The sequence below is a fragment of the Fulvivirga sp. genome (assembly GCF_040218215.1).
GTDB lineage: Bacteria > Bacteroidota > Bacteroidia > Cytophagales > Cyclobacteriaceae > Fulvivirga.
This window is the reverse complement of sequence record NZ_JAVJQL010000013.1, coordinates 22,177-43,117: the sequence shown is the minus strand read 5'-3', so window position 1 is coordinate 43,117 and position 20,941 is coordinate 22,177. Positions and strand designations below refer to the sequence as shown.

At 38.3% G+C, this 20,941-nt stretch carries 22 protein-coding genes; 11 read left to right on the top strand and 11 right to left on the bottom strand.

Translation table 11 applies throughout. The features are described 5' to 3' along the window. Positions 1–36: 36 nt before the first annotated feature. From RIB54_RS07305 to RIB54_RS07285, 5 genes are read right to left on the bottom strand one after another with little or no spacing between them, the layout of a single operon-like run. Positions 37–804 (bottom strand): 3-keto-disaccharide hydrolase, encoded by a 768-nt coding sequence (locus tag RIB54_RS07305; protein WP_350100125.1) that lies wholly within the window; start codon positions 802–804, stop codon positions 37–39. Further along, positions 801–1,217, bottom strand: a complete 417-nt coding sequence (locus tag RIB54_RS07300; RefSeq protein ID WP_350100123.1) for a RidA family protein — start codon at positions 1,215–1,217, stop codon at positions 801–803. Before RIB54_RS07300 ends, RIB54_RS07305 begins: the two co-directional genes overlap by 4 nt. Beyond that, positions 1,207–2,052 (bottom strand): tetratricopeptide repeat protein, encoded by an 846-nt coding sequence (locus tag RIB54_RS07295; protein WP_350100121.1) that lies wholly within the window; start codon positions 2,050–2,052, stop codon positions 1,207–1,209. The genes RIB54_RS07300 and RIB54_RS07295 overlap by 11 nt, the downstream gene beginning before the upstream one ends. Then, positions 2,024–3,127 (bottom strand): hypothetical protein, encoded by a 1,104-nt coding sequence (locus RIB54_RS07290; protein ID WP_350100119.1) that lies wholly within the window; start codon positions 3,125–3,127, stop codon positions 2,024–2,026. The genes RIB54_RS07295 and RIB54_RS07290 overlap by 29 nt, the downstream gene beginning before the upstream one ends. A gap of 4 nt (positions 3,128–3,131) precedes the next feature. Further along, a complete protein-coding gene (locus RIB54_RS07285) occupies positions 3,132–4,421 on the bottom strand; it encodes an aminopeptidase P family protein (protein ID WP_350100117.1) in 1,290 nt (429 codons plus the stop codon). A gap of 60 nt (positions 4,422–4,481) precedes the next feature. Here RIB54_RS07285 and RIB54_RS07280 point away from each other — a divergent pair, with 60 nt between their 5' ends. After that, positions 4,482–5,948, top strand: coding sequence for a S8 family serine peptidase (locus RIB54_RS07280; protein ID WP_350100115.1), 1,467 nt, complete (start codon positions 4,482–4,484; stop codon positions 5,946–5,948). Here the strand turns inward: RIB54_RS07280 and RIB54_RS07275 are convergent. From RIB54_RS07275 to RIB54_RS07265, 3 genes are read right to left on the bottom strand one after another with little or no spacing between them, the layout of a single operon-like run. After that, positions 5,945–6,388: an RES family NAD+ phosphorylase gene (locus RIB54_RS07275; RefSeq protein WP_350100113.1), complete on the bottom strand. Its 444-nt coding sequence runs from the start codon at positions 6,386–6,388 to the stop codon at positions 5,945–5,947. The genes RIB54_RS07280 and RIB54_RS07275 overlap by 4 nt on opposite strands. Next, the gene (locus RIB54_RS07270; RefSeq protein WP_350100111.1) at positions 6,385–6,807 is read right to left on the bottom strand and encodes an Xre family toxin-antitoxin system antitoxin; all 423 of its coding nucleotides are present in this window, start codon (positions 6,805–6,807) and stop codon (positions 6,385–6,387) included. Before RIB54_RS07270 ends, RIB54_RS07275 begins: the two co-directional genes overlap by 4 nt. A gap of 45 nt (positions 6,808–6,852) precedes the next feature. After that, positions 6,853–8,730, bottom strand: a complete 1,878-nt coding sequence (locus RIB54_RS07265; RefSeq protein ID WP_350100109.1) for an ABC-F family ATP-binding cassette domain-containing protein — start codon at positions 8,728–8,730, stop codon at positions 6,853–6,855. Between the two features lie 97 nt (positions 8,731–8,827). Between RIB54_RS07265 and RIB54_RS07260 the strand changes: the two genes are divergently transcribed. Beyond that, positions 8,828–9,427, top strand: coding sequence for an SRPBCC family protein (locus tag RIB54_RS07260; RefSeq protein WP_350100107.1), 600 nt, complete (start codon positions 8,828–8,830; stop codon positions 9,425–9,427). 48 nt (positions 9,428–9,475) lie between these two features. Here the strand turns inward: RIB54_RS07260 and RIB54_RS07255 are convergent, their stop codons facing one another. Further along, positions 9,476–10,450 (bottom strand): zinc dependent phospholipase C family protein, encoded by a 975-nt coding sequence (locus RIB54_RS07255; protein WP_350100105.1) that lies wholly within the window; start codon positions 10,448–10,450, stop codon positions 9,476–9,478. Positions 10,451–10,585: 135 nt separating this feature from the next. Between RIB54_RS07255 and rpsT the strand changes: the two genes are divergently transcribed. The 9 genes from rpsT to RIB54_RS07210 all read left to right on the top strand — a co-directional run bounded on the left by rpsT (position 10,586) and on the right by RIB54_RS07210 (position 18,080). Further along, on the top strand, positions 10,586–10,837 hold the full coding sequence (gene rpsT / locus RIB54_RS07250) for a 30S ribosomal protein S20 (protein WP_155185294.1): 252 nt from the start codon (positions 10,586–10,588) through the stop codon (positions 10,835–10,837). A gap of 78 nt (positions 10,838–10,915) precedes the next feature. Next, entirely contained in the window at positions 10,916–11,614 is a 699-nt protein-coding gene (gene radC / locus RIB54_RS07245) for a RadC family protein (RefSeq protein ID WP_350065942.1), read from the top strand. A 3-nt stretch (positions 11,615–11,617) separates the two neighbouring features. Further along, entirely contained in the window at positions 11,618–12,220 is a 603-nt protein-coding gene (locus RIB54_RS07240) for a DUF1684 domain-containing protein (protein ID WP_350100103.1), read from the top strand. A 90-nt stretch (positions 12,221–12,310) separates the two neighbouring features. Next, positions 12,311–14,728: a phenylalanine--tRNA ligase subunit beta gene (pheT, locus tag RIB54_RS07235; protein ID WP_350100101.1), complete on the top strand. Its 2,418-nt coding sequence runs from the start codon at positions 12,311–12,313 to the stop codon at positions 14,726–14,728. A gap of 2 nt (positions 14,729–14,730) precedes the next feature. Next, positions 14,731–15,027 carry a hypothetical protein gene (locus RIB54_RS07230; RefSeq protein ID WP_350100099.1) on the top strand — a complete coding sequence of 99 codons (297 nt, stop codon included), beginning with the start codon at positions 14,731–14,733 and terminating at the stop codon, positions 15,025–15,027. Positions 15,028–15,036: 9 nt separating this feature from the next. After that, entirely contained in the window at positions 15,037–15,321 is a 285-nt protein-coding gene (locus RIB54_RS07225) for a cell division protein ZapA (protein ID WP_350065934.1), read from the top strand. A 111-nt stretch (positions 15,322–15,432) separates the two neighbouring features. Beyond that, a complete protein-coding gene (gene rny / locus RIB54_RS07220; protein WP_350065932.1) occupies positions 15,433–16,998 on the top strand; it encodes a ribonuclease Y in 1,566 nt (521 codons plus the stop codon). A 6-nt stretch (positions 16,999–17,004) separates the two neighbouring features. Next, positions 17,005–17,211, top strand: a complete 207-nt coding sequence (locus RIB54_RS07215; RefSeq protein WP_350065930.1) for a hypothetical protein — start codon at positions 17,005–17,007, stop codon at positions 17,209–17,211. Positions 17,212–17,276: 65 nt separating this feature from the next. Further along, positions 17,277–18,080 (top strand): transporter, encoded by an 804-nt coding sequence (locus RIB54_RS07210; protein ID WP_350100097.1) that lies wholly within the window; start codon positions 17,277–17,279, stop codon positions 18,078–18,080. Positions 18,081–18,177: 97 nt separating this feature from the next. Here the strand turns inward: RIB54_RS07210 and RIB54_RS07205 are convergent, their stop codons facing one another. Next, a complete protein-coding gene (locus RIB54_RS07205) occupies positions 18,178–19,002 on the bottom strand; it encodes a LytR/AlgR family response regulator transcription factor (protein ID WP_350100095.1) in 825 nt (274 codons plus the stop codon). Positions 19,003–19,053: 51 nt separating this feature from the next. Further along, entirely contained in the window at positions 19,054–20,778 is a 1,725-nt protein-coding gene (locus RIB54_RS07200; protein WP_350100093.1) for a glutamate synthase-related protein, read from the bottom strand. Positions 20,779–20,941: the final 163 nt, after the last annotated feature.

Sequence of the window (20,941 nt, the reverse complement as noted above, 5' to 3'; positions counted from 1 at the left end):
AATTGCCCAAAAACACCCTTCTAAAGAGGGTGTTTTTTATTTGGATAGATCTAGAAGTTCTATTTTTCTAAACTCGGTAGGATGTGACTCAGCCTGAATTGAAATGGTGCCAGATGATAATCTTCCATCAGGATTAGGACTTTTGTAATCAGGGCTTTCTTCTATACTTATCTTAGGGTTATAGTAAGTAAGCACGGTATCTCCATTAATCAGATGGTGTATTACACTGTCACCATAAACAATTATCTCTGCCATAACCCAATCATCCTGATAATGCTTAGGCCCATTGCCCTCATAACAATGTTCAGTAATATACTTGCCATCAATTTTAACGGTCGTTCCGGGAGTACACAAATTTCCATTAGGGGCATTTTCCTCTCCATTCGTTCCCTTCAGTTGCATTTCCAGTGATACTGGAAAATACTGATCCAATGTCATAGACTCAGGCGTCTGACCATGGAGCATAAACCCGTTGTTTTTATAGCCCCATGTTGGCGAACCCTTAATTTGTTCTCCTTTAAATCTATATTCTGCTCTTAGTCTATAATGCGAATAAGGCTTCTCATAAAATAGATGGCCAAATTCATTGTTGAAAGAGTCATACTCGTTGTACTTCACTTTTAAAATACCTTCTTCTACGCTAAAGGTGTTTTTATAATTCTCACCTACAGGGTACCCTGCAATTTTTGGTGTCCATCCCTGAAGGTTTTCACCATTAAAAAGCTGGATCCAATTCTCCTTTTTCTCTGACTTACAGCTTACCAAGCCGGCTACGACTAATAGAAATACAAATTTCCGAATCATAACGTGGCTATGCATTTAAGTTCGATAGCTATAGGGGTAGGCAATGCATTTATTTCCACTGTTGTTCTGCACGGCTGATTGTCTTTAAAATATTCTGCATAAACAGCATTGTACTTCTTGAAATCATCCTTCATATTGGTCAGAAAAACTGTAACATCAACCAGTTTATCCCAGCTGCTGCCAGAAGCTTCTAATACCAACTTTACATTCTCAAATACCGAATGGCACTGAGCTTCGATATCATACTCCACTATATTTCCAGCCTCATCCAGGGTTACACCTGGTATATCTTTAGTACCTCTTTTTCGCGGGCCAACTCCAGATAAAAACAAAAGATTGCCAACTTTTCTGGCATGTGGGTAAAGCCCTACCGGCTCTGGGGCTTTGTCTGAGTTTTTTATACTATCTGACATCTTGTATTTGAGATTTTAATTTATCAATATCCTCCATATAAATCTGATCCAACACCTCAATATAAGGCCTTTTATGAAAAGAACCCGTTTTAAAAAGTTCTTCGGCTTTATCAACTAATTTCTTAGCCTCAACCAACTCACCTTTATAGAATAATGTGCTAGCCTTATGAAAATACCCATCAGACAAATTGGAATTATATTTTATGAGCTTATTGAAGTAAAGAATAGCACTATCTGGTTTTTCCTCTTTTAAATACCCTAACCCGCAATAAAGAAATGCATAGGTATCAACCCAACTCTCATCAGACTTAGATGTAATTTCATTAATGTATTTATGTAAATATTCTTGTGACCTTTCAATATTGCCAAGCCCGTAATAAGCAATGCCCCTCATATAATCCACACTTTGCCCTTGGGGATAATCAGTAAAATCTAAAGTCAAGGAATCTGTAGCATTAAAATCGGCAATAGCTCTATCAAAGTCCCGGTAGAAGTATAAATAGTTATATCCCCTGTATCCTTGCCAGGTTTCGGGTTCAAACTTTACCGCCTGGTCATAGTAGTAATAGGAATCATGATAATACCCTCTTTTTAAATAAGGGACTCCAAGTTCTCTCCAAATAGCAGCATTTGTTGAATCATACTTTTGTGCTTCAAATAACATATGCTCAGCGGGTGGTGTGCCTTGATAATAGCTTTTTAACATGCCTTGAAGTATTTGTTGGGCATACTCCTTTTGGTCTACCTCCGAGAAGTCCTTCTTATACCACTTTGTCTTTTGGCAAGAGACGCAGAGTACAAACAGGCTAAGGGAGTATATCAGTAATCTCACCATCTTTCAATTTAAAGGTAACATAATAGTGCGCATCCCTACTTTCATCATTTATAATAACAGGCCTCCAATTATTGAGGCTCCTTAATATTTCGAAAAGGTGATTCTTGGTTTCTATATCAAAGGCTTTGGGCTGGTATTCAAGATCATTTTCTTCTGCCGTAAAATAACCTGCATTACCTTCACAATTGACAATAAATCGAAAAGTAAGAAAACCAGATTCATTTTTTAATTTGGAGGTATCTAATTGAGCCTTTATATCATTAACCAAACCGTTCTTATTTTTAGCATACCTACCATCCGGTTCAGAATTATAGTAGTCATTTAAGTTATCCCATCCGTAACAAAGCTTAAAGTCGTCATTGTCTAACCTTTGTTCTGGGGCAATGTACCCTACTCTGTTTACTGTATTTTGCGACCTTTTTAAAAATTCGGAATATGGCATTTGCTCTACTAACTCCTGAATAACTTCGCTTTCGCTATTAACTGAATGTCCATAAATTAAACCAAGTCCTTCACTAAATACTATAGATTTTTTGATCTCCCATATCTCACCTTCATTAAAAACACTTTGCCTCTTATACTTGAATGCTTTTGATTGATAGTTAAGAAATAATGTATCAGCATTTCTCAATTGTTGTAACTCAACTTTTAAAATCCCATCAGGATACTGACTATCTGTACTTAACAGCCCATTCTGGTCAGCCCAGTTTATGTAATCATCTGAATTGATCTTAGAGATGATGGTATCCTTGCCTGTATATCTTTTTTCTTCAATGAGTTGTTGCCTCCCCGAATCAATCTTAAAAGTTCTGGAAATGAAAATGCTATAAGCAGGATTGAAATATTTCTGAATCAGGTTTCCGTTTCCATCTAAGAAATTGCCCTGATAGTAAATATTGATTTGTGGCGGTCGGCCATCAAAGAATTTATAATGTTCATAATACTTATTAACAACACCATCTTTCAACAAGTCCTGATTTGGAAAATATTTTTGAGCAATCCCCCAGCTTGATCTTTTTTCGCTACAAGACGCAAGTATAACAAGCAGAAAAATTGTAATAATTCGAACAGTCATTGAATCAAGAATTCATTATTTCCTCTATCTCATCGGTTTCAATAGGAATATTTCTCATCAGATCGAATGTGCCATCTTTCGTTATCACAACATTATTCTCTAACCTAACACCCAAATTTTCTTCAGGAATGTAGATCCCAGGCTCAACGGTAAAAACCATTCCTTCTTTCATCGGTTTGTATATGTTTGGCACATCATGCACATCTAAGCCCAAGTGATGAGAGGTACCATGCATAAAGTACTTCTTATAAGCAGGGCTGGCCGGATTTTGGTTTTTAACGTCAGTTGAGTCAATTAAACCCAAACCAATCAACTCCTTCTCCATTATCTTTCCCACCTCTTTATGGTATTCAGGTATTATATTACCTGGTCGGAGCATTTTTGTAGCCTCATCTTTAACTCTCAAAACAGCATTGTAAACGGCCTTTTGTCTCTCTGTAAACCTGCCGTTCACTGGCAAGCAACGGGTCATATCTGCATTATAATTTCCATACTCAGCACCCACATCCATTAAGAGTAAATCTCCATCCTTACACTCCTGATTATTATCAATGTAATGTAAAACACAAGCATTGGCTCCAGAGGCTACAATTGGTGTATAAGCAAAACCCCTGGATCTGTTTCTTACAAATTCATGAAGATATTCCGCCTCAATCTCATATTCCATGACTCCAGGCTTCACAAAAGCTGCGACCCTTCTAAATCCCTTTTCTGTGATATCGCAAGCCACTTGCAAAGCTTCGATCTCTATCTGTGACTTCACCGCTCTTATGTCATGCATTATGGGTGCAGCTCTTTCATATTTGTGCAGAGGATATTTGTCCCTACACCAATCAATAAATCTTCTATCCCTTGTCTGAACTTCCACAACTGCCCTGATATGTTCATTGGTATTTAAATAAATATATTCTGCCTCTGCCATTAAGGTATTAAAAACACTTTCAAACTGAGAAAGCCACATAATGGTTTGCACGCCCGATGTCGATTTGGCTTCCTCCTTCGTATATTTATGTCCTTCCCAAATAGCGATATTCTCATTGGTTTCTTTGAGGAAAAGAATCTCAGAAAATGACTTGTCATAAAAGTCAGGGAACAATACCAATATACTTTCCTCCTGATCTATACCAGACAAGCTTAAAATATCATTGTTTTGTCTGAATACCATTGTGCCATCGGCATTGGTTGGCATAATGTCATTCGAATTAAAGACAGCCAATGCGTTTGACTTCATTTGGCCAGCAAATTGCTTTCTGTTTTGAATGTAGAGTTGAGAGTTAAGAGGTGTATATTTCATGAATATGTATTTATAATCTATTTTCTATTCTAAAAACTTAAAATCAATTAATTTACAGTAATGTCAAAGTGGATAAGCCTTTTACTATTTTTATTGATCTCCCTGGGTACCCAAGGGCAACAAAAGTACTGGATATATCTAAAAGACAAAATGTCAATTGCAGGGGAAGAAAAGAGTATTGAAAAAGCTTCAATAGACTCTGTTTTTAATGCTTTCATAACTACTGAAAACATCCAAACTGTAGTCACATCCAAATGGCTCCACGCCACCTCTGCAGTTTTGGAGAACTCACAGTTAGAAAAATTAGAGCAACAACCTTTTGTTAAAAGTATCGCCCCGATAGATAGAAATATTAAAATATTATCCACTAATAGCCCTGATACTTATCAAATTGCACGGGTATTGGACCAAATCCAAGCTGACACATTAATTGAACTTGGTTTAAATGGAGAGGGAATCAAGATAGGAATTATTGATGCAGGTTTTTTAGGCGCTAATGAAGACAAATACCTCAAGGAGATTATTTCCAATGATCAAATCAAGGGGTATCAGAATTTCATAGAAAGAGAAATTGTAGACCCTTATGCTGGGCCAGAAAAAAACAACGACACTCATGGCACAAGAGTATGGCAAGCCTTGGCAGGATATGATGATGCCAGCTTTATTGGGCTTGCTCACCAAAGTGAATTTTATCTGGCTCGTACAGATCAGTCAGACAAAGAATACCACGGTGAAGAAGATTATTGGGTTGCGGCACTGGAGTGGATGCATGGTCAGGGAGTGAGATTAATAAATTCCTCATTAGGCTATAGTACTGGCTTTGATAATCCAGAAGATGATTATAAGCCTTCTCAGGTAGATGGCAAAACAAGCGCATTAACGCAGGTTGTAGATTTGGCCACCAGGGAAAAGGGGATGACGATCATAGTTTCTGCTGGTAATGATGGCAATGATGATTTTAAAATCATTTCTATTCCCGCAGATGCCAAAGGAGTAATTGCCGTTGGCTCGTCTGGTCACCGATATTGGAATAAATTAGGTTACAGCTCCATTGGCCCAGAGCACTTGAATCAGGTAAAACCTGAGGTATCATGTTTTGCAGCTGGGGGCACTTCATTTGCCGCTCCGGTAATTACAGGTCTTGTGGCTTGTTTGATGCAGGCAAAACCGGACATTGATAATGCTGAAATTCGTGATATCCTGATCAAATCAAGTCACTTATATCCATACCCTAATAACTATCTAGGTTATGGAGTTCCTAATGTAAAAAAGGCCATTGAACTACTTGAAAACACTGAATTAAAAGTAAATATCAACCCTGTAATTGAAGCAAGTAAGAGCTATGAAATAGTTTTACCCAAGAGTAATAACATTATGGCATTTCATAAGAAGAACAATATTATTGTGATTGAGCAAGAGAAACTACGCTGGGCTGATGACAAAGTTATTGTTACAAGGCTTGCAAATGCTTTATACACAACAGTAGCCAGCGAAGATGAAGTCTGGGAAATTAAGTGGAAGGACTAAAACCTATTGTCGAACTGAAATTCCTCCACCGCTTTGATCTTAATTTTGCTAAAGTCAGGATGATGAGGATTAATGAGATAATTACTTTCTTCAGGAATTATTGCTGATGGAACTTGCATTACAGCTGAACTCCCAGACTTACACCACCCATCACCCACAAATTTGGTATGTAACTGCCCCTTAAATGAAGTCCAGTTTTTAGGAAGTTTGCTTTGCTCAAAAGTCTCAATTTTTATTTTTTCAGGAATTTCAATTACTAGAGTCCTAAAGGAAGCGTCTAGTCCTTCTCCCCTTCTATGTACCAGGTTTTCAAGACATGCCAATGCTCTAGATGATGCCGAATATATCATGAATGTACCTGCGGAATTCCACCGTGCAGGTCGGCCAGAAGCATATAGTTTATCGGAAAATTTAGTAAGCGTAATTCTGAAAACAATCATGCAGTATCGCCATATTGGATACGGTCTAACTCATCCGTTATGAGATCAATGCCATCGGAGGTTTTAACCAAATCTAATGGTACATGACCTCCAATACCATAAGAAGGCTTTGATAGCCAGGAAATGAAAGCCTCTCTATTGCCAAAAATGGATACTCCTTTTTGGTAAAGTGCTATTAGCTTAAGCATGATCTCACTCCTAATGGGGCTGAATTTTATGTTTTGTGCGCGGTATTTGTTGATGGTTTTTTGTGTAAGCTCAACAACCTCGGCCATATAATCAGTATTTCCGAATAGCTTGACTACATCATCAAATATCTTAGCGGACACACCCTTTTGCGCAGAAAACACAATTGTGGCCGGGTCTGATAATTTTGATTTATACCTACTGTATATGGCTTGCGGCTCGTTTGCTTCCATACCCCAAAGGTACGGAAATTTTTCCTTATTTTTAAGAAACTTTTCCTAATTAAGCTCAGATAGCTCCAGCCACCTTAGTTCTTTGGTATCAATTTCTTCTTGAATTTGCTTCAGGTCTGTTCCCCATTGAGTCAGCTTCTCATGATCATTTTCTCCTGAGACCAGCAATTGATTAAGTTCGTATTTCTTATTAGTCAATTGCTCAATTTCTTTCTCCAGCTGCTCAAACTCACGTTTTTCAGCATAGGTAAGTTTCCTTTCTGAAGTTTCTGCTTTTACAACATCTTTCTGTTTTTCCTGCTTGGTTCTAGGAGTACTTTCATCTTGCGTATTTGCCTTTTCAGAGTTTCTGTAAGTAGTATAATTACCGGGAAAGTCAACTATGGCCTTATCCTTCTCAAATACAAAAAGATGGTTTACAAGCCTGTCCATAAAATATCTATCGTGACTAACTATGATAAGGCATCCCTGGAAATTGAAAAGAAACTCTTCCAACGTTCTCAAAGTAATTAAGTCAAGGTCATTGGTAGGCTCATCAAGAATAAGGAAATTCGGGTTTTCTATTAATACCCTGAGTAATTGTAATCTTCTCTTTTCGCCTCCGCTAAGCTTATCTACATAATCGTATTGAGCCTTTGCAGAAAAATTAAACTGGGTTAAAAATTTAGAAGCTGATACTGTACTTCCATTAGATAAAGTAACTATCTCAGCCACTTCCTGAACCACCTCAATCACTTTCATCCCAGGCTTAAAACTTGGCTCCTGCTGTTTATAATATCCAAAAACAGTAGTTTGCCCTTTATCCAGCTTCCCGGAATCAGGCTGAAGTGCCCCTGTTAGCAAATTAAGAAATGTAGACTTACCTGCGCCATTCTTACCGACAATGCCAACCCTCTCGCCCTTTTTAAAGATATAGCTGAAAGGTTTTATGATACTCTGGTTTCCAAACGATTTAGTAATTTCTTCAATTTCAAGAATCTTACCCCCTTGTCTGCGCTGATTGATATCCAATTCCAGTTCAACCTTATCAAGGTTCTGATGGGCTTTTTCTTTTATACCTTCAAATGCTTCTACTCTATATTTTGCCTTTGTTCCTCTGGCCTTAGGTTGTCTTCTAATCCAATCAAGCTCCTTTTTAAAAAGATTAGTGGCCTTTTCCTTTTCAGATTGGGCCATCTGCTCACGCTCTGACTTTTTCTCTAGGAAGTATGAATAATTCCCTGAATAGCGATACACCTGCTCATTATCCAACTCAATGATTTCATTGGTCACCTGCTCAAGAAAATACCTATCGTGGGTAACCATGATTATACCCATCTGGCTACTGGACAAAAACCCCTCCAGCCATTCGATAGCCTCCAAATCAAGATGGTTAGTGGGCTCATCGAGTATTACTAAATCTGGTTTTTCTATTAACGACTTAGCAAGTCCAACCCGTTTCTTTTGTCCACCAGACATATCACTGATCTTTTTCTCTAGATCATGAATGCCAAGTTTGCCCAAAACTTCCTTAATCTGCGATTCATAGGTCCATGCATCGGCCTTGTCCATCTCTTCAATCAAATCACCAATAATCTCCATTGATTTTGGATCGGTTTCTGCCAACTTAAGATGATGCTCATACTTTGAAATAAGCTGCGCCATCTTTTTATCACCACCAAGCACCGCCTCAATAATATCATCCGTATCTCCAAATTCAGGTTGCTGTTCCAGATAAGCAATCTTCACAGAATTATTTACCACTACTTCACCTTTGTCTGGTACTTCTATACCTGCCAAAATTTTGAGCAAAGTGGTTTTCCCACTACCATTCACACCAACAAGAGCCACCTTCTGCCCCTGCTCTATCCCAAAAGAAATGTTTTTAAAAAGCACCCTTTCACCAAAGGCCTTGGATATATCATCAACCGATAAATAATTCATGGTGCGAAATTAGCAAATGAAAACACTAAAAAATCAGTCATTTCTAAATTCATAATTTCTTTTTAACTTGATTAAGCAAAACCAACAAAATAACAACATGAAAATCTTAAAGATCATCTTAATCGTCATCGCAATCCTAGTGGTAGCAGGATTGGGAATTGCAATGATGCAACCTGCAGAAGGCAGTATCGAAAGCTCGATTGTCATCAATGCTTCTCCCGAATCCATTTATGAAGAAGCTGTAAATATCAAAAAGCTTGATGCTTGGTCCCCGTGGTATAAAATAGAACCATCAGCATATTCTTATGAAGGACCGGAAGAAGGTGTAGGTGCCACTTCAAAGTGGGATTCTGAAAATCCAGACCTCAGAAAGGGAAGCATTACCATCATAGAAGTAATTCCGAACGAGCTCGTCAAAACTGAAATGAAATTTGATGGAATGGATGCCAACTTTGGCAGCTGGGTTAAAATTGAGCAAGATGGCGACAGCTCAAAAGTGACCTGGGGCTATAACTATAGCGATTTGGGATTATTTTGGAGGTTTCTATTTGGCCTAGGCGATATGAATGCCGAAATGTTACCAAAATTTGAGCAAGGACTAAATGACTTAAAGCAAATTGTAGAATCTAAACCAACGCCTGAACCAGAAATTATGGAAGAAGAAATGGCAGCGGATTCATTGGCCATTGAAGAGTAACATTTAGGTTCAACTAAATAATTAAGGGCGTCCAAATCGGATGCCTTTTTAATTTTCAGACTCATGTTCACGTGATTTATATCTCTCTTCTTTCCAGCGCTTAAGTTCTTCCTTTCTTTTCTCCAGATCCTCTTCAGACAACTCAAAATCAATTAAGGATTTTAAATCCGGCTGTCCTGCATCTATCCAGCAGGTGTACCAAAAATCTCCAACCATTTTAACGGCTTTTTTCATCTGGCGTTCTACCATATTGTTCAGAGCATCATGATAAGCTTTTGAAAAATCCCTGGAGTAGACTTTGATTGTTGATGCTCCTCTGGTTTCAAAAGAGTATTTTTTATCTTCGCCAAACTTTCTTGAAAGCTCCTTTTCAAACCTTAATACAGAATCCAGGGCTTCATTGGCTTGAATAACTGCATCCCATGCGGCTAGTTGTACATTTTCTAAATAAATAGCCTGTCCAACAAAAAAATCATATTCTTCAGCATATAACTCTGGCAACCGTGATTCCCAAAACCCATGAATACCATACTGGCCGGTAAGCTGACCATTATAATTTTCTGTAGTGTGAAGTGGCACATTGGCATCTCCAATATAATGTCCTAAGTCAGCAGACAACCTCAATATACCTTCAGCATCCCTAATTCTCATAGCATCTGTAAGCCAGTTTTTCACAACATTAATATGCCATGGAACTATCCCATAAGCTTTTAGTGTGTCTTCGGTATATAATTCAACAGCATCGCTCCAGTATCTCGGCAATTTATAAACAGCACTATCTCCGTAGACATCGGCATCAAGGTAGTGTCTCGGAGCTTCATCCTTAACGGCATACCTTCTCCTGTCAGGGTTTACCGCATTTTCAGATATATATTGAATATTGTGCTTATAAAACCCGATCATTTCAGGGGGTAGTGTAAATACAGCAAGCCTGTTGATTTTTTGATGAGCAAAAAACCCCCAAATGCTAAAAGAAAGTGATAATATTGCAGTCAACAAAACAACTGTAAATGCTCTTTTCATTTGAGTTAAAGGAACTTAATGGTGATTATACTATAAATAACTTAAAAAATATTGAGAGTATATGTTTTGCAGAAATAAATATTAGTACTACCTTTGCACACTCAAAATTAAAGAGTAGTTGAATTAAGATCAGTTATGGCAAATCATAAATCAGCGTTAAAAAGAATCAGATCTAACAACGCAAAAAGGTTAAGAAACAGATACCAACATAAGACAACCAGAACTTTTGTCAAGAAGTTGAAAGAAACTACTGATAAAACAGAAGCTCAAGGTTTATTGAAAACTGTGATCTCTATGATCGATAAGTTGGCTAAGAAAAATATTATTCACCGTAACAAGGCAGCTCATAACAAATCTAAGCTTACCAAGTTGGTGAACAGCCTATAATTATTTAAATAGGCCAAAGACATTAAAAGTCTCCTGCTACAGCGGGAGACTTTTTTATTTTTCACTATTTTCAACCCTGTGAAAAAAGCTAGTGAATATCTAAATATTAAAAGTTGGGCCGAAGAAGACCGTCCGAGAGAGAAATTACTCCTCAAAGGCAAAGCGTCACTTTCAGAAGCCGAACTGATAGGTATCCTCATAGGTTCGGGCACTGCATCTTTGAGTGCAGTCGATCTGGCAAAGCAAATATTGAACGGCTCTGAAAACAACCTAAACAGCCTCGCCAAACTTTCAGTTAAAGACCTTACAAAATTTAAGGGTATTGGTGAAGCCAAAGCCATAAGCATTGTTGCTGCCCTTGAGCTTGGCCGGAGAAGGAAAAATCAGGAGATAATTAGAAATCCAAAGATCAGCAGTTCTAATGATGTTTATGAGTTCCTGAAAGGTGACTTGCTCGATTTGCAACATGAAGAGTTTTGGGTGCTCTTACTTTCCAGAAGTAATGAGATTATCAAAAAGAAATTAATAAGCAGTGGTGGTGTATCGGGTACAGTAGCTGATCCAAAGCTGATATTCAAATCTGCCCTTGAAGAATTGGCCTCCGCCATCATCCTTGTGCACAATCATCCATCAGGAAACCTGAAACCTAGTGCTCAGGATTTATCACTTACTAAAAAAATGAAAGAAGCAGGGGTCGTTTTAGAAATACCTGTTTTGGATCATCTTATATTTACCAATGAATCGTATTTCAGCTTTGCTGACGAAGGAATTTTATAATTTATGAATCAAAGAAAAATCTTGAGCATCGTTGTTGGCGTGGTCATAGCTATTATTATGGTTTACTCATTTTCTGGAGGTCAAACCACTGAAGAATACATTGAAGAAATCCTTGAAGAAAGGGAAGAGGCCGATATTTTTATGAAAAACAATTCTGACTCCCCTTTTAAAGATTCAGAAGTGAAGTATGAAGGGCTGAAATATTACGAGCCAAATATTAAATACAAAATTACTGCAAGGTTCACCAAAGCAGAACCAGCAAAAATTGTAAAACTAGGTACCAATGATGGTGTTGAAAGAGAATATTTGACGTATGGCAAGGCTGAGTTTTCGTTTGCCGACAAGCCTCAAACTTTATTGATTCTGGAAAGTGTAGAGGATGAAAAGCTATTTCTTGCATTTGGTGATGAAACAAGTGCCATTGAAACGTATGGTGCAGGACGATACCTTGATGTTACTCACAGTGGGGGCAACACCATCGTACTGGATTTCAATCTTGCATACAACCCCTACTGCGCTTATGCTGATGGCTTTAGTTGCCCTTTACCTCCACGGGAAAATCTGCTTTCAGTAGCTATTGAGGCAGGTGAAAAAACTTACCAATAAATTGAAATGCCCAAAGGCATTAACTGTCAAAATCATTAATTTTGCCAACTTTAAATTGAACCGCAGGGCAAGCATTACAATAATATTCAAATGAAGATATCTCTTAACTGGTTAAAAAATTATATAGATCTCAGTGAGTCACCTGAGGTTATTTCCAAGCTATTGACAGACACAGGGCTTGAAGTTGAAAGTCATGAAAAAATTGAGCAAATTGAGGGTGGTCTGGCAGGATTAGTTGTTGGAGAGGTACTTACCTGCGAAAAGCACCCTGATGCAGACAAACTTAAAATCACAACAGTTGATATTGGAGAAGATCAACCATCTCCAATAGTCTGTGGCGCTCCAAATGTGGCTGTAGGACAAAAAGTAATAGTCGCTACTGTGGGAGCTACTTTATACCCCACTGAAGGAGATTCATTCAAAATCAAAAAAGCTAAAATAAGGGGTGAAGTTTCTGAAGGCATGATCTGTGCAGAAGATGAGATTGGAATTGGTGTAAGTCATGCTGGCATCATGATTTTAGATACAGAATTGCCAAATGGCACACCAGCCGCAGAATATTTCAATTTAGAAGATGACACCCTTATTGAAATAGGATTGACGCCAAACCGTGCGGACGCTACCAGCCACATCGGAGTAGCACGTGACCTAAAAGCAGTGCTTAACAGAGAAGTGAAATGGCCATCAGTAGAGGGCTTTAAAAAAGACAATGATGCATTGACTATTGAAGTCAGTGTTGAGAATAAAGAAGCTTGCCCAAGATACTCTGGAGTAACCTTAACGGATGTAAATGTTGGTGAATCTCCAGAATGGCTCAAAGCATACTTAAGAACCATCGGACTGGCTCCTATCAATAACATAGTTGACATAACTAATTTCGTATTGCACGAAGTTGGTCAGCCACTGCATGCTTTTGATGCTGATAAAATCTCAGGGAATAAGGTGTTGGTCAAAACCCTTGCTGATAGAACGAAATTCACCACTCTGGACGAGAAAGAAAGAAAGCTTAATGCTCATGATCTCATGATCTGTGATGGAAACAGTAAAGGGATGTGTATTGCAGGTGTTTTTGGAGGAATTGAGTCTGGAATAACTGCCACAACCAAGAACATATTTTTAGAAAGCGCCTATTTCTCCCCTGACTATGTGAGAAAAACTGCTCAAAGGCATCAGTTAAAAACTGATGCTTCATTTAGATATGAAAGAGGGACTGACCCTAACATTACCATTTATGCTTTAAAAAGAGCGGCTTTGCTTTTCAAAGAGCTGGCTGGAGCCAAAATATCATCAGATGTTATAGATGTCTATGACAACCCAATAAAGCCTTTTGAGGTTGCTGTAAAGTATAAAAATATTGACAGGCTTATTGGTAAAAATATCGCCAAAGAAAAGGTTATTTCTATTCTTGAGTCTTTAGACATTGCCATTGAAAAAAAATCAGAGGCAGGCTTTACCGCTATTGTACCTCCCTACCGGGTTGACGTTCAAAGAGAAGCAGATGTTATTGAAGAAATTCTCAGAATTTATGGCTTCAACAATATAGAACTGCCAGATCATGTGGGCAGTAGCTATTTAGCAGACTTTCCTGCTACTGACAAGGATAAAATTCAATTCAAAATAGGTCAAACCCTGGCGAGTCGTGGCTATTTCGAGATCATCACCAACTCCCTGACTAAGCCTGCTTATGCTGCTAGTGATAGCAGCATCAACGAAAAAGAGGATGTTGTCATTCTTAACAAACTAAGTGAAGATCTTGGTGTAATGCGACAATCCATGCTGTATTCACTACTTGAAGTGGCTGCGCATAACATCAACAGAAAGCAGGCCGACCTTAAAATATTTGAATTTGGTAAAACCTATAAGCTTCAGGAAGGCAAGTACAAAGAATCGAACAGGCTGGGTATATTAATAACAGGAAACGTGGAAGCTGAGCATTGGGCAGAGAAGTTGAGGAAAGTGGCTTTTCATGATTTGTCAGCGGTAGTTAATGCAGTGTTAGACAAGCTAACCAACAAGCCGTATGAAAGCAAAGTGTCTCACAATTCACCATTTGACTATGCCTTGGAATATCACCTCAATGGAAAGCTCCTGGCTACCTTAGGGAAGGTAAATGCTGCCGTTTGTCGAAAAACAGGAGTAAAACAAGAAATATTTTATGCAGATTTAGATTGGAACTTGCTTTTAAAGCAGGCAAATAATAATATAGTATTTAAAGAAGTTTCTAAGTTCCCTGAAGTAAGACGAGACCTTTCTTTGGTAATCGATAAGGAAATAACTTTCGATAAAATTAAAGCATTGGCAACCACACAGGAAAGAAAATTACTAAAGAGAATAAATGTATTCGATGTTTACGAAGGAGATAAAATAGATAGCGACAAAAAGGCATATGCTGTGAGTTTTATCCTTGAGGACAAAGAAAAAACACTTACTGATAAGGTTATTGATAAGACAATGGCTAAATTGATGACTGCTTTTGAAAATGACTTGGGCGCAATAATACGAAAATAACAATGAGTCAAGACCTGCTAAAATCTAATTTGTCCTCGCTGGAAAGAAAACTTTCACTACTTCTCGATAAGCATAAAACCATTAAAGAAGAATTGGCTATGCTAAGGGAAGAAAACGGTGAATTAAGAAGCATTTTGAAGCAAAAAGAGGAACAGGTGAGCAGCTTTCAAAATCAGATTAAAATTAGTAAGATTGTAAGTGAAATTGATTCGGATGGGAAAGATGCCTCTGAATTGAAGAGTAAGATTGACGATTATATTAAAGAAATTGACAAGTGTATCTTACACTTGAGCAAATAAAAAATATTGATGGACGAACTCTCAATCAAAATTAAGATTGCTGACCGGGAATACCCAATGAAGGTGAAAACCGAAGATGAACAACGGGTAAGAAATGCCGGAAAATCTATAAACGAGAGAATACGCGTATATCGGGAACGTTTCGGTATCGATGACAAACAAGACCTGCTGGCAATGGTAGCTTTTGATTGTTTGGTGGACAAGATGGAGTTGGAAGAAAAGCACGTAGACACCGATGAGAGCGTAGTACAAAAAGTAAATCAGTTAAATAATCTAATAAATCAGGCACTATAAGCCGCTCTTCACTTTAGCATAATTCTGCCGAATATTTCATAGATGGTAATACTCCGCAAGTTGTAATCGATACAATAGCGCTGTTTATCTAAAACCTAAACTTATACCATAATGGCAGATTTAATCTATGTGATACTAAGCGCTGTGATAGCTCTGGCGGCCGGTATTTTCGTAGGTCGTTCTATGGTGGCCAAAGCCAATAAAGCCAAAGAAGAAGACCTTGAAAATAAGGCCAAGCTTATTATCAAAGAGGCTGAGATTTCAGCTGAAAATATCAAAAAAGATAAGATACTTGAGGCCAAAGAAAAATTTCTGAAGCTCAAGGCAGAGTTTGAAGAAGAAACTTCAAAAAAGAAAAACCTCATTATCACCAATGAAAACAAGATCAAGCAAAGGGAACAACACATCTCCAAAGAGCTTGAAAAACTTAATCGAAAGCAAGCTGAAGTTGATGATTTAAAAGAGAAGCTTGAGTTACAAATTGAAGTGGTTGATAAAAAGAAAGTTGAGCTTGACAAGTTCAACCAGCAGAAGGTCCAGATTCTCGAGAAGATTGCCAACCTAACTGCGGATGAAGCAAGAGAGCAATTGATTGAAACATTAAAAGATGAAGCTCAGTCTAAAGCATCTTCTCAGATCAAAGACATCATTGAAGAGGCTAAGCTTACAGCCACCAAAGAAGCTAAAAAGATTGTGGTGGAGTCTATACAAAGAACAGCCACTGAGCACGCTATTGAAAATTGCGTATCCATTTTCAATATAGAAAGTGATGATATTAAAGGAAAGATCATTGGTAGAGAAGGTAGAAACATCAGAGCACTTGAGGCGGCTACCGGTGTAGAAATTATTGTAGATGACACACCAGAGGCTATTATCATCTCTGGTTTTGATCCAGTCCGGAGAGAAATAGCCAGACTATCCCTCCACAGATTGGTTGTTGACGGAAGAATTCACCCAGCAAGAATTGAAGAGATTGTTTCAAAGACTAAAAAGAACATTGAAGAAGAGATAGTTGAAATTGGTGAGCGAACTGTTATAGACCTAGGCATTCACGGTCTGCATCCGGAGCTGATCAAGATGGTAGGGCGAATGAGATTCAGATCATCCTACGGTCAAAATCTATTACAACACTCTAGAGAAGTGGCCAATCTTTGTGCTACTATGGCTTCTGAACTTGGTTTAAATACTAAGCAGGCAAAACGTGCAGGACTATTGCATGACATTGGTAAAGTATGGCCCGAAGAGCCTGAAAAGCCACATGCTATTTTAGGTATGGAACTGGCTCAAAAATATAAGGAGCATCCTGTCATTTGTAATGCCATTGGTGCCCACCATGATGAAATAGAAATGACTTCATTGCTTTCTCCAATCATTCAGGCCTGTGATGCCATCTCAGGTGCTAGACCAGGCGCTAGAAGAGAAGTAATGGAAAGCTATATAAAGCGATTAAAAGAACTGGAAGCTCTTGCACTCAGCTTTGACGGGGTTAACAAGTGTTATGCTATCCAGGCTGGTCGTGAGCTTAGGGTTATGGTAGATGCCGACAATGTTACAGATGAAAGGGCAGGTCAGTTGTCTTTTGATATTTCGCAAAAAATAGAAAAAGATATGCAATATCCCGGGCAGATTAAAGTAACAGTTATTCGTGAAATGCGTTCTGTTTCTTATGCCAAATAGCAACTTATGACTGCAGATGAAAAATTAGATATTATCAATGCATTTCTAACACCAATAATTAGAGAGAAATTTTCGAAAGAAGAAATCCAGGAAATCTGCAAGCAGCTATACTTATGCGAAAGCAAAGATCAGATATCTGATAAAATAGATGGGTATGTTATTGAATTCGCTCACCGAGGAGAAAAAATAGATCATAGAAAAGGGGAGTTATAACTCTCCTTTTTTATTTGATGCTTTGATTGGCGCATTTTGTTTAAAGTCATATATTGAATAACTAAATGTACACCCCTGATTTTCATAAACCTCCATTAAAAATAATATCCATTTTATACCTCCTTTTCGTGTGCTTTAGCGCCAAAGCCCAATACAATGAGACCATAAGAACTGCCCGGCCCGGAAAATCTGTGGGACCTTTCACTACTGGAAAATCGATCTTTCAAATTCAGTCAGGTCTTAATATTCTAACCTTAGATAATGATGAAGCCGATCTTTATGGTAATGTAGTGACACAATTGAACTCGCTAAGATATGGTGTATCGGAAAGGTTTGAAATTAGATCAGCCTTCTCATATAGCAACCAATCCATAGAAATAGGTGACTCTGAAATTAATTCTAGTGGTATCAACTTATGGAATGTCGGGCTAAGAGCTAACCTCATAGATAATGCAGCTTCTGGCAAACCATCTCTCGGCATTCAGGGTGGTGTAGGACTAAAAACCGTAAGCAGCGATTACGAACCAGAATATCTTTCACCTCGCCTCATTTTAATATTGGGCATGAGGCTCTATAAATCAGTAGCTCTTACCTCAAACTTAGGGACTCAATGGAGCGGCTCAACAGGAAAACAATTTACCTTTTACACCCTCAATCTGAGCTTTGCCCTTACCGAAAAACTACGAGGGTTTGTAGAAAACTATGGCATCTTTCAGGAAAGCGAGCTAACCACCCGGTTCGATACGGGTATTGGCTATTTGATCAACAAAGACTTGGCAGTTGATATTTCTACCGGATATGGTGATAACAACAATCAGAACGACTACTTCGTAGACTTCGGCTTCTCCTACCGTATCAAAACGAACTAAATATCCTTCATTAATTGAACCTGTAATAACTGAAAGCTCTGAATCCGCTGCAAATTTCAAAAGGTGATTAAATGGAAAGTGTTGGTCATTTAGAGGATTAAATGCTAAGGGCAGTATTAAACTCCTTTATTCTACTTTTAGCGACTTGCACCTTCTCCTGATTTTTAAGAATCACCTCTGAAATACCATTGTTATTAAATGCCTGCACATAGTTAAGGTTAACAATATGCCTTCTATGGATTCTGAAAAAGTAAGCAGGCAGCTTTTTTTCTAATGTTTTTAAGGATGTTCGCATTACATATTTTTTACCTCCTGAAGTATGAACATCCACACAGTAGTCATTAGCTTCTATTTGCACAATCTCATCAAGCTTTATTACCTGCCTTGAATCACCAATCTTAGTTGACAAAACCTTGATACTCTGGCTCTCCTTTATTTCCTTCATCTCATCTTCCAGAGTTGTCATGTTTTCAACCAGCACCTCAAACTCTCTTTTGTTGAGATAAAGGTGAACCATGATGACCATAAAACCATAGGCAATAAGGCCGATGGGAGCTTTCTGAAACACTTTAAATATCACAACTTCAATAAAAGAAACTTCACCTCCACTTTTGAAGACTTGTATCACCGCATACATTGTAACAGTAATTAAAAAAGTGGCTATTACTAAACCTGACAATCTTAATAAAGATTTACCATTAAAATTTTCTATAGGATGGTTAAATAGATAATAAAAGAGTCCGGCAGCTATAGCTGACCACACCATCCACCAAACCAACTGGAGGTTTAAAATCTCTCCAAAGGTGACGATTGTTCCTTGCGGATGCAGGTCAAATGAGTCTATATAGTAATACTGTTGAGCTGATTCAAAAAATATTAAAACCACTAATGAAATAGCAAACAGCAATAAGTTTTTAAGCATGATTTATTATACTCCAAAAAGCCTGATAGTGTTGTTTATAAAGCCACAACCCTAAACTTCATCCTCCTGCATCTTCATTTCCCCGACAGTCATACCTCTTTCTTTGGCTTTCTTGCGTTCCAGGCTGGCTTCATAAGCAGAAATGCCGTGAAGCTCAGAAAGGTAATCCAAATGCCCAGGAGAAGTCACCACCATTATATCATCAGGAGTAATGTCGCTAGGTGTTTCATAACCGCAAGACTCGGCAAGCATTTGTGTTTCTTTATACAGTGCATCAGCATAAGTAGCTACACGTTTAGCTGCGGCTTCAATATCCAAAGCCTTTTCCAAACGCCTGTTTTGAGTTGCAATACCTGTTGGGCAATTGTTGGTATGACACTCCAAGGCTTGGATACAGCCTAATGATAACATAAACCCTCTGGCCATATATATGGCATCCGCGCCCAGCGCCATGGCTACAGCTATTTCAATTGGGGTAGCTACCTTACCACTAGCAAAAATCACCACCTTATCACGCACCTTGTGTCTTTTAAAGGCCCAATCCGCCACAGCTAGTGCTTGTTTCATTGGTAAGCCAGAATAAGAGCTAAGTACATAAGGTGCTGCTCCAGTACCGCCATCACCACCATCAATTACAATATAGTCAGGACCTCTACCGGGCTCTTTGCTCATTTTGTCCGCTATGGCTTCTATCTCAGCAGTATGGCCTATTACCATTTTTATACCAGTAGGCTTTTTGGTGATCTTTCTAACATGATCTATAAAATCAAAAAGTCCATCAACATCACTAAACTCCTTGTGACGTGCTGGCGCGTAGGCATCCTTGCCCATAGGTATTTTCCTGATGTTGGCAATTTCCTCGGTAATTTTTTCCTTCAAAAGCATTCCGCCTTTACCAGGCTTAGCTCCTTGAGCCAACTTAATTTCAAACATCTTAACCTGGGGGTGATTAGCCATCTGCTCAAGTAACTTATCATCCATATTACCCTCTTCATCCCTTATGCCGTACTTGGCTGTTCCTATTTGAAATATCAAATCCCCACCTCCATATTCATGACAAGGCGCCAGTGATCCTTCGCCTGTATTATGGAAAATACCCGCCATTTTTGCTCCCTTATTGAGTGCCGCATGAGCTCTGTAAGACAATGCACCGTAAGACATCGCACTTATATGAACAAAATGATTTAAAACAACCGGTTCCACTCCTGTATGCTTCCCTATTATTTTCTTATAGGTTCTACCTGTCTCCTCTCCTGTTTTAATTTTAGTATTGGTAAATGTTGCTGGCATTATCAATGTAGTGCCTACTTTATCCATATCAATTTGGCTACCGAAGCCAATGGTATTTCTTACACCATTGGAAGTTTCATGCACCCAGTTTCTGGTTATTCTGTTATAGGGTGTTTCTTCCTGATCGTTGAGAAAGAGGTATTGACGTAACAATGGCCCCATTTTCACAAGCATCTTCCTTCCCCAGATTATAACTGGAAACAATCGTTGAATTGGATTCTCAGTCTGCCTTTTATCATGGATGAAAAGAATAATGACACCAACGATTACAGCAAAAATGATGAACTCACCTGTTAATGTTGCAGCCCATTTTAACACCCCAACATTTTCTAATGTTGCCTTTTGAAAATAGTAACCGTACACAGCAGTAACTGCACTGGATAGTAGAAACCAACTTATGGTATAGGCATTAAAATTACTGAGGAACCCAACCAGTGTTGGAGCTTTTGAAATGCTCTGTTGATGAAATTTTCTTTCTGTAGCCATTTTTAAAGGTATTTAAATTTATAAGCTAGCATGAAAATCTCTCATTTACAACGTAAGAAGCTGAAAATTAGCTACTAACACATTTAAGCGGCACTAAAAATTGTCTTTACAATTAGTTTATTCAATTTCCGCTTCCATTAGCCTGTTTGAAGAGGTCTGAGGA